Source organism: Dietzia sp. DQ12-76 (assembly GCF_014145045.1).
Lineage (GTDB): Bacteria > Actinomycetota > Actinomycetes > Mycobacteriales > Mycobacteriaceae > Dietzia.
In genome coordinates this window covers 1-14,434 of the sequence record NZ_JAALDV010000119.1, presented here as the reverse complement: position 1 = coordinate 14,434, position 14,434 = coordinate 1, and the positions used below count along the sequence as shown (strand labels likewise).

The 14,434-nt window shown below is 69.8% G+C and carries 12 protein-coding genes and 1 pseudogene; 5 read left to right on the top strand and 8 right to left on the bottom strand.

The features are described 5' to 3' along the window. From G6019_RS05350 to G6019_RS05340, 3 genes and pseudogenes are all read left to right on the top strand, one after another. A pseudogene (locus G6019_RS05350) lies at nucleotides 1-1,758 on the top strand (beta-eliminating lyase-related protein); the annotation flags it as partial. A 69-nt stretch (nucleotides 1,759-1,827) separates the two neighbouring features. Beyond that, the gene (locus tag G6019_RS05345; RefSeq protein ID WP_182612177.1) at nucleotides 1,828-2,655 is read left to right on the top strand and encodes an 8-oxoguanine DNA glycosylase OGG fold protein; all 828 of its coding nucleotides are present in this window, start codon (nucleotides 1,828-1,830) and stop codon (nucleotides 2,653-2,655) included. Between the two features lie 28 nt (nucleotides 2,656-2,683). After that, the gene (locus G6019_RS05340) at nucleotides 2,684-3,535 is read left to right on the top strand and encodes an alpha/beta fold hydrolase (protein WP_182612178.1); all 852 of its coding nucleotides are present in this window, start codon (nucleotides 2,684-2,686) and stop codon (nucleotides 3,533-3,535) included. Here the strand turns inward: G6019_RS05340 and G6019_RS05335 are convergent. Next, nucleotides 3,510-5,102, bottom strand: coding sequence for a fatty acyl-CoA synthetase (locus G6019_RS05335; RefSeq protein WP_241725887.1), 1,593 nt, complete (start codon nucleotides 5,100-5,102; stop codon nucleotides 3,510-3,512). The genes G6019_RS05340 and G6019_RS05335 overlap by 26 nt on opposite strands. 350 nt (nucleotides 5,103-5,452) lie before the next feature. Between G6019_RS05335 and G6019_RS05330 the strand changes: the two genes are divergently transcribed. Further along, nucleotides 5,453-5,908, top strand: a complete 456-nt coding sequence (locus G6019_RS05330) for a YchJ family protein (RefSeq protein WP_309230171.1) — start codon at nucleotides 5,453-5,455, stop codon at nucleotides 5,906-5,908. On the opposite strand, the gene G6019_RS05325 is transcribed toward G6019_RS05330, so the two are convergent. The 7 genes from G6019_RS05325 to G6019_RS05295 all read right to left on the bottom strand — a co-directional run bounded on the left by G6019_RS05325 (nucleotide 5,905) and on the right by G6019_RS05295 (nucleotide 13,120). Then, a complete protein-coding gene (locus tag G6019_RS05325; protein ID WP_182612179.1) occupies nucleotides 5,905-6,447 on the bottom strand; it encodes a hypothetical protein in 543 nt (180 codons plus the stop codon). The genes G6019_RS05330 and G6019_RS05325 overlap by 4 nt on opposite strands. 57 nt (nucleotides 6,448-6,504) lie before the next feature. Then, nucleotides 6,505-7,458, bottom strand: coding sequence for a TY-Chap domain-containing protein (locus tag G6019_RS05320; protein ID WP_182612180.1), 954 nt, complete (start codon nucleotides 7,456-7,458; stop codon nucleotides 6,505-6,507). Nucleotides 7,459-7,521: 63 nt separating this feature from the next. Then, entirely contained in the window at nucleotides 7,522-8,349 is an 828-nt protein-coding gene (locus G6019_RS05315) for an NUDIX hydrolase (protein WP_182612181.1), read from the bottom strand. A 61-nt stretch (nucleotides 8,350-8,410) separates the two neighbouring features. After that, nucleotides 8,411-9,046 (bottom strand): TetR/AcrR family transcriptional regulator, encoded by a 636-nt coding sequence (locus tag G6019_RS05310; protein WP_231750548.1) that lies wholly within the window; start codon nucleotides 9,044-9,046, stop codon nucleotides 8,411-8,413. Beyond that, complete coding sequence (locus G6019_RS05305; RefSeq protein ID WP_182612182.1) at nucleotides 9,043-9,501, bottom strand: DUF3817 domain-containing protein; 459 nt, start codon at nucleotides 9,499-9,501, stop codon at nucleotides 9,043-9,045. The genes G6019_RS05310 and G6019_RS05305 overlap by 4 nt, the downstream gene beginning before the upstream one ends. Nucleotides 9,502-9,596: 95 nt before the next feature. Continuing rightward, nucleotides 9,597-12,143: a DEAD/DEAH box helicase gene (locus G6019_RS05300; protein WP_182612183.1), complete on the bottom strand. Its 2,547-nt coding sequence runs from the start codon at nucleotides 12,141-12,143 to the stop codon at nucleotides 9,597-9,599. 41 nt (nucleotides 12,144-12,184) lie between these two features. Beyond that, nucleotides 12,185-13,120: a PAC2 family protein gene (locus G6019_RS05295; RefSeq protein WP_107756386.1), complete on the bottom strand. Its 936-nt coding sequence runs from the start codon at nucleotides 13,118-13,120 to the stop codon at nucleotides 12,185-12,187. A 264-nt stretch (nucleotides 13,121-13,384) separates the two neighbouring features. Here G6019_RS05295 and G6019_RS05290 point away from each other — a divergent pair. Next, a partial coding sequence (locus tag G6019_RS05290; protein ID WP_182627156.1) for a DUF4192 domain-containing protein occupies nucleotides 13,385-14,434 on the top strand: 1,050 nt, incomplete at its 3' end.

Genomic DNA, 14,434 nt, shown 5'->3' with positions numbered 1-14,434 from the left:
CTGGCCGACGGCCTCGTCGCGGCGGGTGTCCAGGTGGTCCACGCCGACTTCTTCGACACCGTCCTGGCCCGGGTGCCGGGCCGCGCCTCCGAGGTGCTGGCCGCCGCCGCCGAGCGGGGGGTGAACCTGTGGAAGGTCGACGACGACCACGTGTCCATCGCCTGCGACGAGGCCACCACCGGGGACCACGTCGCGCTCGTCCTCGAGGCGTTCGGGGCAGATGTGGCCGACGTCGCGGACGCAGGCGAGTTGGAGGTCCTCGTCGACCCCGCCTACGGCGACCGGACCTCGCCGTTCCTCGAGCACGAGGCGTTCGTGAAGTACCGGACCGAGACCGCGATGCTGCGCTATCTGCGCGCCCTGGCAGACAAGGATCTCGCCCTGGACCGCACCATGATCCCGTTGGGGTCCTGCACCATGAAGCTCAACGCGACCACGGAGATGGAGCCCATCACGTGGCCCGAGTTCGCCGGGCTCCACCCGTTCGCGCCGGCCGAGCAGACCCGCGGCATCCGCCGGCTGGTGGCCGACGTCGAGCAGTGGCTCGTCGACATCACGGGCTACGCCGCGGTGAGCCTGCAGCCCAACGCGGGCAGCCAGGGCGAGTACGCGGGACTGTTGGCGATCCGGCAGTACCACCGCTCCCGCGGCGACGAGGACCGCAGGGTGTGCCTGATCCCGTCCTCGGCACACGGGACCAACGCCGCGTCCGCGGTGATGGCCGGGATGAAGGTCGTCGTCGTCGGCTGTCGGCCCAACGGTGACGTGGACGTCGACGACCTCAAGGAGAAGGTCGAGCGGCACGCTGCCGAGCTCTCGGCCATCATGATCACCTACCCGTCGACGCACGGGGTGTACGAGCACGACATCGAGCAGATCTGCGCGATCGTGCACGACGCGGGGGGTCAGGTCTACATCGACGGGGCCAACCTCAACGCCCTCGTGGGGGTCGCCCGGCCGGGGCGGTTCGGTGGCGATGTCAGCCACCTCAACCTGCACAAGACCTTCTGCATCCCCCACGGGGGCGGCGGTCCCGGGGTCGGCCCGGTCGCGGTGGCGGAGCACCTGCGTGAGTTCCTGCCAGGCCACCCGTACGAGGACGGTCTGGGCTCAGGCGCGGTGGTCTCGGCCGCGGCGTTCGGATCCGCGTCGATCCTCCCCATCACGTGGGCCTACGTCCGCATGATGGGCGCGGACGGACTGCGCCGCGCCACCCTCACGGCCATCGCGAGCGCCAACTACCTGGCCCGCCGTATCGGGCAGGACTTCCCGGTGCTGTACTCCGGGGACGGTGGGTGGGTCGCCCACGAGTGCATCCTCGATCTCCGGCCGCTCATCGACTCGGTGGGCATCTCGATCGACGACGTGGCCAAGAGACTGGCGGACTACGGATTCCACGCCCCCACGATGAGCTTCCCGGTCCCCAACACCCTGATGGTGGAGCCGACGGAGAGCGAGGACCTGGCCGAGTTGGACGCGTTCTGCGACGCGATGGCGGCGATCCGCGCCGAGATCGCCCGGGTCGAGGCGGGCGAGTGGACCGTGGAGGACAACCCGCTACGCGGGGCGCCCCACACCGCCGAGAGCGTCTCCGCGGATCAGTGGGATCACGCCTACCCCCGCAGCCTCGCGGGCTACCCGCTGGGGACGGTCTGGCGCCCGAAGGTCTGGCCCGCGGTTCGCCGGATCGACGGTGCCTACGGCGACCGCAACCTGGTGTGTTCGTGCCCTCCACTGGACGCGTTCGCCGAGGACTGAGTCGAGGCGCCCCGGGGGCCGGGCTGACGGGCGGCCCGGGGTGTCGTACCCGCGTGAGACCGTGCGGGCATGACGACGACCGGATCCCGTCCCATCCCGGACCTGCCCTCTGCGTGTCTCAGGTGGTGCCGCGCCCAGCCCCCGGCTCTCCTGGTGGCGGACGAATACGTGGAGATCGACCTCGACCTGTGGAACCTCAGGTTGGCCGAGCGCCGCGTCGACCTCCGCCTGGTCGCCGGTGGGCCGGACGGCGGCCGGGTCGAGACCGGTTCCGGATACCTCCGAAGGAGTGACCTGTGGGCGGCGGGTCGCCGGGCGCGCGGGAGCCTGGAGGAGTCGGTCATCGCGCTCTACATGTGCGCGGCCTGGCTCTCCGGTCACCCGCTGAGGTCAGGAGTGCGTCGGGGGCTCCCGGATTTCCGCGTGCCCGAGCGGGACCGGTCCGGGTGGCGTTCGATATCCTCCCACGGCTATCCCCTGGTCCTGCACGAGGTGGCGAACTGGCTGGACACGCCGGGGGAGGCGATGAACCTCCTGCGCAACGGTGCGCCACACGGCAGGGCCGGCAGGGGGGTGCCCGATCTCGGGTTCCCACTCGCGTCGCTCTACCTCTCGTCGCTGGGCATGGCGTGGTCGCAGCCGCACATCGTTCCCGTCGACCCGGCCGGAATCGGCACTCTCGTCCACGCCGGGTGGACGGAGATCGAGTCGATCGGCCGGATGACGCCTCGCAGGTACCAGTGGTACCTGGAGTTGATCTCCGCGTGGGCGGAGGAGGCCGCCGTGGACCCGCTCGTCGTGGAGATGTGGTTGGTGCGCGACTGGTACGAGCGACGCTCTCTGGTCGCCCCCACGGGGTCGTCCGCCCATTACCCACCGGGAGGTCGGCTGCGGTGAGTCCTTGACAGGGGCTAGGGTCCGGTTCATGGAACCGCAGCACATGACCGTCGATGTACCGGTCGGCACGCTCGACGTCCTGGACTGGTGTGCGATCGGAGCGGAGCGGGGGACCGTGCTGGCGTTGCACGGCTTCCCGGAGTCGCCCTGGGAGTGGGAGGCCGTCGCCGGGACGCTGACGCGGCAGGGCCTCCGGGTCGTCGCTCCGGCTCAGCGTGGCTATTCGGCCGGCGCCCGTCCGGAGGACGTCGGAGAGTACGCGATCGAGCACCTGAGTGCGGACGCACTCGCGGTCGTCGATCAGCTGGGTCTGGACTCCGTGCACGTCCTCGGCCACGACTGGGGGGCATCGGTCGCGTGGTGGCTCGCCGGCCACGATCCCGAGCGGGTGAGCAGCCTCACGGCTGTGTCCGTGCCCCACCTGACCGAGTTCGCCCGGGCTCTGGAGTCGGACCCGGACCAACGGGCACGGTCGGCGTACTTCGCACTGTTCCGACAGGCGGGGAAAGCCGAGGACGTCCTTCTTCAGGACGGGGCCCGGCGGTTGCGTGAGATGTTCGACGAGCACGTGTCGGAGGAGCTCGTGGCACGGCACCTCCACCTGGTCGGCTCCCGGGCAGGGCTGACGGGCGCGCTCAACTGGTACCGCGCGATGCGGCGGTACGACCTGCCGGACATATCGGTTCCCACGACCTATCTGTGGGGACGGGACGACCCGGCGATCGGGCGCACCGGTGCGGAGGCCACCGCCTCGCGGATGACCGGGGAGTACCGATTCGTTCCGTTGTCCGGCGTGGGGCACTGGATCCCGGAGCAGGCTCCCGACGTGGTGGCCGCGGAGGTCCTTGACCGGGTCAGCTCTGACGCAGCTCCCGCTTGAGGAGCTTTCCCGACTGGTTACGCGGCAGTTCGTCCACGAAGACCACGCGTTTGGGCACCTTGAACGGCGCGAGATGGGCGCGGGTGCCTTCGATGATCTCGGACTCGCTTGCGTGCGCGTCGCCTCTGAGCACCACCACCGCGGTGACGGCCTCGATCCACTTGGCGTCCGGCGTTCCGATCACCGCCACCTCTGCGACCCGGTCGTCCTTGTAGACCGCGTCCTCGACCTCCCGGGATGCCACCAGGACGCCACCGGTGTTGATGACGTCCTTGATCCGGTCCACGACCTCGATGAACCCCTCGGCGTCCCGCACCACGAGATCGCCGGAGTGGAACCATCCGTCGCGGAACGCCTCTGCCGTGGCCTCGGGCTTGTTCCAGTAGCCCCGGCACAACTGGGGAGAGCGGTAGACCACCTCGCCGCGGTCGCCGGCCGCGACCTCGGCACCGGTCTCGTCCACGACCCTGGCCTCGACGAAGAAGACGGGTCGGCCCGCGCTCGCGGGACGGGCGTCGTGTTCCTCGGGGCGCAGGACGCTGGCCAGCGGCCCGATCTCCGACTGCCCGAAGCAGTTGTAGAACCCGAGGTCGGGATACCTTCCCCGGAGCCGCTGGAGCACGGTCACCGGCATGATCGAGGCACCGTACTGTGCCTTGCGCAGACTCGACAGGTCGCGTGAGTCCAGATCGGGGTGTGAGGCCAGGGGTACCCAGACCGTCGGCGCGAGGAACAGCGAACCGATCCTGTCGACCTCGATCCGTCGCAGGATCTCCGGGATGTCCGGGGCCGCCATGAGGTGGACCGTCGCACCCAGGGACAGATAGGGGAGCGCGAAGACGTGCATCGCGGCCGAGTGGTAGAGGGGCATCGTCACCAGCGGCTCGTCGTCGGACGTGAAGTCGAGGGCGAGGATGCAGCTCACGTACTCGTGTACCAACGCCGAATGGGTCATCATCGCGCCCTTGGGGCGCGAGGTGGTCCCCGAGGTGTAGAGGAGTTGCGCCAGGTCGGTGCCGCTGGCCGGGGACTCCATCGCCGTGCACGCAGAGCCGTCGAGGGCGGACGCCAGGACGGTGCCGTCCGCGGGTTCCCCCGCGGGGGGCAGTAGCGCGAGGGACCGCACCCCGGGCAGGGTCTGGAGCACCTCGGTCAGGGTGGGCGCTTGCGCCGGGTCCACCAGGACAAGCGACGACCCCGAGTCGGTCAGCAGATACTCCAGCTCGCTCCCGGTCAGGGCGTAGTTGACGGGTACGTGGGTGAACCCGGCACGCGAGGTGGCGAGGAAGGCGATGAGGTAGGCATCGGAGTTGACGCCGTAGGCGGCCACCCGGGCCTTGTCCTCGAGGCCCAGGCCGGAGAGCATCGTCGCCACCCGGTCGACCGCCGAGTCCAGGGCCGCATAGGTCCACCGGCGGTCGGCGAAGGTCAGTGCCACCCGGTCCGGGAACCGGGCGGCCGAACGGCGCAGGACGGCATCGATCGTGCTGGAGCTCGCAGTGGAGCTCAGAGCGGAATTGACGGAGGGGCCCGTGGCGGAACCGGAGGCTCGAGGGGTGGTGGTCATCCGGTCAGCCTAGAGGCCGTCCGGTGCGGTCATGGTTCGGCTCTGATGATCCCCAACACCTCCGGGGGTACCGCCCCGCTGCTGTCCCGCGGGGTCCAGTGCTCGCTCGGGACCCACTGCGATCCGCAGCCGCGGCAGGCGAACACGGGCTCGCCGCGACGTTCCGCCGGGGTCCTGGTCCACTGGCACAGGTCCCGACACGAGCGGACCCGCAAGGGGACGTCATCGGGATCGGACCGGCGACCGGCGCGGAACGGGAGAGCACTGAACCTGGACATGTCTCCGCCGAGCATAGCCGGACAGCGGGTGGGTAGCCTGACCGCGGACCCGGGTGGACTGAGGAGGCGCACGTGAGCGAATGCCCCTGCGGGAGCCGGCGCGCTCTCGGAGCCTGCTGCGGTCCGCTCGTGGACGACGGTGTCCCCGCCGAGACCGCCGAGCAACTCATGAGATCCCGGTACACGGCCTTCGTCCTGGGTCGGGAGGATCATCTCTGGCGCACCTGGCATCCGCGGACGAGGCCGGCCCGTGTGGAGGCCGGAGACGTGGAGTGGACCGGGCTCACGATCCTCGACGTGGTGTCCGGTGGTTCCGACGACCGGATCGGGACCGTGGAGTTCGAGGCCCGCTACGTCGGGCCCGGCGGGCCTGCAGTCCTGCGCGAGCGGTCGGTGTTCGAGCGCCGAGGTGGTCGCTGGACCTATCTCGAGGGCACCGTGTCACCGGAGGGCACCGTGTCACCGGAGGGCACTGTTGCACCGGAGGGCTCTGCTCCTCCCGAGGGCCGGGGCCCTCTCGTGTCCTAGGAGGCCGCCGGGTCCTCCGGCTGGCGGGTCACGGTGACCGAACCGATGGTCCTCGGGGTGACCACGTCGATCCGTCCGATCCGGTGCCCCCGGGGCATCGTCCAGGCGACCATCCCGCGGATCTCCTCGCCGGGGAAGCTCAGGACCGACGGCACCAGGGGGTCCTCGATCGTTCCCGTGGGATTCTCGATCCGCTCGAAGGGCCTTCCCGCCGGGTCGAAGGCGGAGAAGTCCTCGGGGCCCAGTTCGGGCTGACCGGACGCCTGCACCACCCGGACGTCCACCACGACCACCGCGTCCGAGTACACGGTGGAGGGCACGATACGCAGGTCAGACAGTGTCAGGGTGGCGTCCCAGGCGTCACCGGCCACGGGGAACGGCCTGTCGAACTGCTGCGACGACGGCAGGGGACCCGACTGCTCGCCGGTCTGGACCGGGACGCCCACGGTGTCGTCGTCGCCGAACAGGGACGCCGGCGAGCAGGCCGGTGCGGACACGGCCGCGCTCACGATCACTGCGGCGAGGACGGCGCGACGCATTCTGGCGCTCCTGGGGCGAGGTCTCACACCGGGCACGTCCCGGCACGGTCCCAGATCTTACTGCTCCCGCGGTCGGTGGTCATCGGCGGCGCGCAGGTCACGCCATCGTCGGCCCGTGACCCGGTGCGCGAGATCGGAGTAGACGTCGTCGAGCTCGGCGGAGATCTCGGCCAGGTGGATCTTGAAGTTGACCGGGACGAACACCCTGTCGACGAACTCCGCCTCGGCGGAGATCGTCTCGCCGTCGAAGACGTACCGGCACCACAACGAGTCTCGGTTGAGGATCGCGACCTCGGCCTCCGCGGCCGCGGGGTCCTCCACGGACGACACGAGCGGGCTTCGCAACACCACGAGCGGAAGCGATCGGTGTGCACGGATGAACAGCAGCACGTATCCGGCGGGAACGGTGAACACGTCGTGCTCGTCGGGCGTGACCCGCCTCTGGTACACCTCTGACAGCACCGACTCCAGGGCCCTGGTCGCCTCGTCGGGGGTGGCGATCATCCGGGGACGGAAGTCGACATCCGCGGGCGCGGGGTCCTCGGAGCGGCCCGTCGACGGATCCTGCGGCTCGGACACAGACGGGTCCTGCGGCTCGGACACATCGTGGAGGAAGACCGGGTGGGGGATTCCGAAGACCCGCTCCATCGTGCCGGCGACGAGGTGCGCCACCTCCGGTGCACGATCGACCGGGAACGTCAGACCGAGTCCCGATTCCGTGGACGCTCCCGGCGCCCACCCGAGCGCGACGAGTTGCCGGAGCCGGACCGGCCCCAACGGTTCCGGCGAGTCCTCGGACCCCCCGCCGGAGACCTCTGCGTGGATGTTGCCGTCGCCGGCAGCGGTGAAACGCACGTACGGGGTCCGGGTGGACGGGGAGCCGAGCACGGGGACGGCCAGGTCGAAGGTCGCTCCCGGGACGAGGTCACGCAGGAGTTCGGCCAGGCGAGCCGCGAAGCGATCCCACCCGGCGGCGATCGACGTGTCCACGTCGAACTCGAAATCCGGCATGAGTGGCAGTCAACCACCGCGCAGCCGGGTGCGTCGGCACTTCGAGATGTCCGGTGGCGGCGATCAGATCCCCGACTCCGGACGGCCGGCCTGGTAGTCGGACCAGTATTCGTCAGAACCGTCGAAGCGCACGCGCACCCCGCCTCGGTGTTCGACGACCTCCGGTTGTACGGGTGTGATGGCGCGCTCGGAGGCCAGAGCAGCCGCGACGTCCGGGAACCCGGCGAGGACCCGGAGCTGGGTCCACGTCGGGGGCAGGAGCATGGACCGTCCGGACCGGAAGTCGGAGAGGAGGTCGACGGGACGGGCCCACATGGTCATGTCGACCTCGGTCGTGAGGTCGTCGGGTTCCTGCCCCTCCGGCAACGCGGCGAGGAAGAACCGTGTGTCATACCTCCGCGACTCCACCGTGGGCGTGATCCAGTGGTCGTAGGGTCGGAGTCTGCCCGCCGCGAGGGAGAGCCCCTCGTCGGCGAGGAACCGGCTGAAGGTCAGCCGGTGACTCTCCAGTTCCTCGCGACTCGAGTGGTATCGACCCGCGTCCGCGACCGGGGATCCGTCGGCGTGGTCGGCGAGGAGGACGCCACATTCCTCGAAGGTCTCCCTCGCGGCCGCACACACCAACCGGCGCGCCCGCGGTACGTCGCAGCCGAACCGCTCCGCCCACCACTCGGGCGCTTTCCCGGTCCACGCCAGCTCCGGATCATCGTCGCTGGCGTCCACACCCCCTCCCGGGAACACCGTCATGCCCCCGGCGAAGGCCATTCCCCGGACCCGGCGCGCCACGAACACCTCGGGTCCGCGCTCGGAGTCCCGTATCACCATCACCGTGGACGCGTCCTTGATCGGGCGGGTCACGGCGTGGGTATCGGTGTCGTTGCCCTCAGTCATGCGAACAAGTCTCACCCGGAGGGGTGCGGGGCCCGTCGTCGGGGTGGCCTGGGCGAGGGCGTCAGTGCGCGCGGTCCGGCGCGACCCGGTGGGCGAGTGCGCCGTGCAGGACCCGTTCGACATGCTCGCGCAGGTCGGCCCGGTGATCACGGCCCGGCGACCGATCGATCCCCGAACGAACGATGCACATGTAAAGGACATCGAAGACCGTCTGGGCGGGGCCGTCGAGGTCCGAGGCCTCCAGCGGGCCCGGGGAATGCCGGGCGAGGATCAGGCCGATGATCCCCCGGAGCTCCCGGAGGATGCGCTGCGCCTCCGCGCGATGGGGCCCGGGTTCCCCGAACACGGTCTCGCGATGATAGGCGACGATGTTCTCCGGCTGGTTCTCGAGTGCGGAGAACAGGGGGCCGCACAGCGCGACGAGGTCCTCGACCGGGTCGCCGGTGTCCGGGACGGTCTCGACCATGGCCCGGAACTCCTCATTGGCCACCATGCACAGGAGCTCGCCCTTCGACCGGGCGTACCGGAATAGCGTCCCGGTGCCGACCTCCGCCTGCTCGGCTACCTCCTGCGTGGTGACCGACGAGTACCCGTTGCGGAAGAACAGGTCTCGGGCGGCAGCGAGGATCCGACGCTGCTTGTCCGCCTTGTTCAGCTCCCGGCGTCCGGGCCCACGGTCGTCGCGGTTCAGGGTCACGAGAACCACTCCGTGGGCTTGCCCGCCACCAGGAGGAGGGAGAAGACCACCGCCACCACGACGAGGGTCACGATGAGGGCGACCACCGGGGACCGGAGCGCGAAGGCCAGGACGCGCTCGGCGGGGGAGTGAGGCTGTTCGCTCCCCGGCCCGAGTCGCCACCGACCGTCGAGGAGACCGCGGCGTTCGACGGACCTCTCGAACGGCACGGTGGCGTAGGGCACGACGGCGGAGAGCAGGCCCAGCAGACCTGTGCCCGCGGACCAGCGCTTGTCCGTCCACACCGCCACGGTCGCCACGGAGTAGCACAGGAACACGAAACCGTGGATGCTGCCACCGACCGTGGTGGCCCAGTCGAGCCCGAACCCGTACTTGCCGATCATCCCCAGGATGAGCAACGTCCAGGTGATCACCTCCGCGAACGCGAGCCTCTTGTACAGGATGCGGGGGGTCACAGATGTCCTCCAGGGGTCGTTCAGGGGTCGGTTCGGTGTTCGTCGGTCATCGTACGGACGCCGGATCCGCCGCCCGGTTCAGCCTCCCGGCTCGGTCACCCGGTGAGCGTCAGGGACGCGAAGCGGACCTCCCCCGCCTCGTCACTGGCGCCCAGGTCCACGACGGCCTCGACGGCCCAACCGTGGTCGTTCTCGGGATCGTCCAGGACCTGCCGGACCCTCCAGGTTCCCGGCTCCACCCCGTCGCCCGATTCGGCGACGGAGAACAGAGCGGGCCCACGTGCCGCGGGCCCGGTGCCGATCGCGTCGTACTCGTCCCAGTACGCGTCGATCTCGGTGTCCCAGTCGGGATGGTCGGGGACGTCGGCGTCGAGTCGGGCGAGCGTGTCGATGTCGTCCCGCGCCAACAGCTCGACCCGTCGGAACATCGCGTTGCGGACCATCACCCGGAACGCCCGCAGGTTGGCGGTGACGGGTCGGGTGCCGCCGGTCGACTGCCCGAATGCGAGCTCCGCCACCTGGTCCGGCGAGACCTCCGGGTCGGTGAGCAGCTCCCATTCGTCCAACAGGCTCGAGTCGACCTGGCGGACGAGTTCCCCGAGCCATTCCACCAGGTCATCGAACTCCTCGGTCCGACGCTCTGCGGGAACGGTCTGCCGTAGTGCCCGGTAGGCGTCGGTGAGATAGCGCAGGACGGAGCCCTCGGACCGGCTGAGACCGTATGCGGAGACCAGATCGGAGAACGTCATTCCCCGCTCGACCATCTCGCGGATCACGGACTTCGGCGACGGCTCGATCCCCGCGACCCACGGGTGACCGGCGCGGTAGGCGTCGTAGGCGTCGGCGAGGAGGTCCGCGAGGGGCGTGGGCCAGGTGATGTCCTCGACGAGCTCCATCCGCTCGGAGTACTCCACCCCCTCGGCCTTGAGGGCCCCGATCGCCTCACCTCGGGCGGCCCGCTGCTGTGCGTAGAGGATCGGGCGCGGGTCGTCGAGAACGGACTCGATCACCGAGACCAGGTCCAGGACCGGGGTGGGGGAGTCGGGGTCGAGAACCTCCATCGCGGCGATCGCGAACGGGGCGAGGGGCTGGTTGAGGGCGAAGTCCCGTTGTAGGTCCACGGTCAGTCGGACGTGCCGACCCTCGTCGTCCGGTTCCGTCATCCGCTCGACGATGCCCGCCGTCTCGAGCCCTCGGAAGAGCTCGATGGACCGCAGGACGTGCTGCCGTACGCGGGCCCTGGTCTCGTGTGAGGACAGCAGCAGATGCCGCATGTGGGTGTAGCAGCTCCCGGGCCGGGAGATCACGTTGAGCAGCATCGCGTTGTCGACCTCGAAGCGACTGGTCAGCTGCTCGGGCTGGGCACCGACGAGCTTGTCGAACGTGGAGCGGGACCAGTTGACGAATCCCTCCGGAGGCTTCTTCTTGGCGGACTTGCTCTTCTTCTTGGGGTTGGCGGCGGTCTTGGCTGCCGCCTTGGCGTTCTCGACCTCGTGCTCGGGTGCGAGCACCACCACCAGCCCCTCGGTGTCGAAGCCCGCGCGGCCCGCGCGGCCGGCGATCTGGTGGAACTCCCTGGCCTTGAGAACCCGCTGCCGGCGGCCGTCGAACTTGGTCAGGCCCGTGAACAGAACGGTCCGGATGGGGACGTTGATGCCGACGCCGAGGGTGTCGGTCCCACAGATGACGGTGAGCAACCCGTCCTGCGCGAGCCGTTCCACGAGGCGGCGGTACTTCGGGAGCATGCCCGCGTGGTGAACGCCGATCCCGTGCAGGAGCAGTTTGCGCAGGTTCCGACCGAAGGTGGTCGTGAACCTGAAGCCGCCGATCTGCTCGGCGATCGCGGCCTTGCGCTCCTTGGAGGACACGGCGACCGAGGTCAGCGCCTGCGCCTGTTCCAGGGCGGAGGCCTGGGTGAAGTGGACGATGTACACGGGGGCCTTGCCGTCGCGGAGCAGGAGTTCGACCGATTCGTGGACGCTCTGCAGCGCGTAGTCGAACGTCAGCGGGACCGGCCGCTCGGTTCCCCCGACGAGCGTGCACTCCCGGCCGGTGCGGGTGCGCAGGTCGTCGATCAGCCAGTCGACGTCCCCGAGAGTGGCGGACATGAGGAGGAACTGCGTGTCGGGGAGTTCGATGAGCGGCACCTGCCAGGCCCAGCCCCGGTCGGGTTCGGAGTAGTAGTGGAACTCGTCCATCACCACCTGGCCGATGTCGGCATCGGCGCCCTCCCTCAGCGCGATGTTGGCGACGATCTCCGCGGTGGCACAGACGATCGGCGCATCGGCGTTGACGGAGGCGTCACCGGTGAGCATTCCCACGTTCTCCGCGCCGAACACCGCGCACAGGGAGAAGAACTTCTCGCTGACGAGTGCCTTGATCGGCGCGGTGTAGTAGCTCCGCGCCCCCCTGGCCATCGCGGAGAAGTGCGCGCCCAGCGCGACCAGGGACTTTCCCGATCCGGTCGGGGTGGCCAGGACGACGTGGCTCCCCGCCGCCACCTCGAGGACCGCCTCCTCCTGGGCCGGATAGAGGGTCAGGCCCTGGGCGTCGGCCCATGCCACGAAGGCGTCGAAGACCGCCTCCTCCAGGAGATCGGAGGGGACGTCGTCCAGGTCGGCGAGGAGTTCGGGCAGGTGCACCAGACCGAGCCTAGCCGCCGGGCCGACACCGCCCTCCCGTGCTACTGGGCGCCAGGCCCGTCCTCGCCGGTCTGTTCCGCGAGGAACCGCTCGAACTCCGCGCCGATCTCGTCTCCGGACGGGAGGGGGGTGCCGCCGGGATTCAGCGAGTCGGAACCGTGGCGGCTCTCCATGAACGCGTCGTACTGCTTCTCCATCAGCTCCACGGCCGTCCGGATCTCCGGGCTTTCGGCGATCTGGGCGGTGACCTGTGCGGTGAAGTCCGCAGCCGCGGACTCGAGCTCACCCGACGGCAACTCGAGCTGGGAGATCTGTGCGATGTTCCCGACCAGATTGAGGACCGCCGCGGGGTAGGCGGTCTGTGACAGGTACTGGGGGACGTGGACGGTGAAGCCCGCGGACGGGATCCCGTGCTCCGCCATGCGGAGCTCCAGCAGGGCGCTCACATTCCCCGGGACGGAGAACTCCCCGGGCCAGGCGGTGAACCCACGGATGAGGTCCACGTCACTGGCGTGCGCGCTCGCCTGGGTGGGGCGGGTGTGCGGCACCCCGAGGGGGATCGCACCGAGGCCGATCGACATCCGGGCCCCGAACGACCCGGCGAGGTCGATCACGGACTCGGTGAACCCGTCCCACCTCAGGTCCGGTTCGAGACCGGAGAGCAGGAGGAAGGGCGTCCCGTCCGCATCCTTGACCGCGTGCATCTGGATGGTCGGTTCGGAGTACCCGGCGAAATGGTCGAAGGAGTACCGCACCGGCGGTCGACGCGAGCGGTAGTCGACCAGTTTGTCCGCGTCGAACTCCACGATCAGCTGAGAGTCCAGGCTCCCCTTGAGGTGTTCCGTGACACCCTGAATCGCCTGGCCTGCGTCGGAGAAGCCCTCCAACGCGTGCACCAGCACCGGGCCCTGTCCGGATTCCGACCGCAGATCGGGGACGGGCTCGATCAGTCGGTACAGATCGCTGTGCCTGGCCATGTCGACTCCTCTCGTCGCAACACCCCGAATCGTCCGGTCCGGTCCGAATAGGTCGTCCCACCGGGACGGGGTTTCACCTCTGTGCCAACGACAGCGGGCCGCAGATGATTCCCCAACAGTTCCCGTACTCCTCAGCGGTCCGTTCAGGGCCGGTTCGCGGGCGTCCGACGTCGGCGCGTTGTCCGAAGGTTGATCCGGTGCACCGGCACCCACGGTTCGCCCCGACGGCGGAGCGGCGTGAGACGAGGAGACGGGTGGACGACGATGACGGGGAACGGACGGATCGGTGGAGACGGGATGGATGGCACTCCGACGGTGGTGATCACCTCCCCTGAGGAGCTCATCGCGTCAATACCGTCGATGTTGGGCTTCCCGCCGGGCACCGGATCGGTGGTGATCGTGTGTGGACGGACCGCCGGAGGCCGCGCCGGTCCGGTCGTCAGGATGGATGTCGACGGTCTGCTCGGAAGTGATCGGGACGAGCTCTCCGTGCGGGACGAGTTCCCGCCGATGACGGTCGACGACGGCCCGGCGCGCGGGTTGGCACGGTTCTGCGCTCGAGAGGGAGTGACGGGCGTTCATCTGGTGGTGGTCCACGAGGACTGTGCGGACGGGGAGACCGCCGGACTCCTGGCGGAGGACGTCGCCGCGGCGTTCGAGTACTGGCTGGGGTTGTCCGGAACGCAGGTCGTCGGTGCGTACGGGGTCGGCGAGTTCGCACACGGTTCACCGTGGGTCGACCTGTTCGGCATGGTCCGGGGCACGCAGGTGGACCCTGACTCGACGGAGATCGCGGCGGTCCACGCGTTCGACGGCCGGATCCGGGCAGGGTCTCGGGACGAGATCGAGGACCTGTATCTGGAGCGTGATGACGACGCGTGTGACGACGACCCGCACGGCAGCGGACCGGTCAGGCTCGGTGGGTCCCACGAGGTGGACCGAGCGGTGCAGGCACACGAGGACGCGGTCCGGAGCCTGGAGGTGGGGGAGGAGCTCGACGAGGACGTCCTGGCGGGGATCGGACGAGCCCTGCTGGACATCGCGGTGCGGGACGAGGTGTACAGGCGTCTGGCCCAGCGGGGTCTGGGCGATCAGGACGGTCGTCGTCTGCTCTGGTGGTTGCTCGCTCGCCGCAGGCCCGGCCGCGAACGCTCGGTGGCACTGCTGTTGCTGGGAGCCGCGGCGTACTTCGCCGGTGGCGGCGTGCACGCCCGGGCCGCTCTCGAGGCCGCGGTGTCCGCGGATCCGGCGAACTCGCTGGCGCGTCTACTGCTCCATGGTCTGGAGCAGGGGCTCGCACCGGAGCGGCTCCGC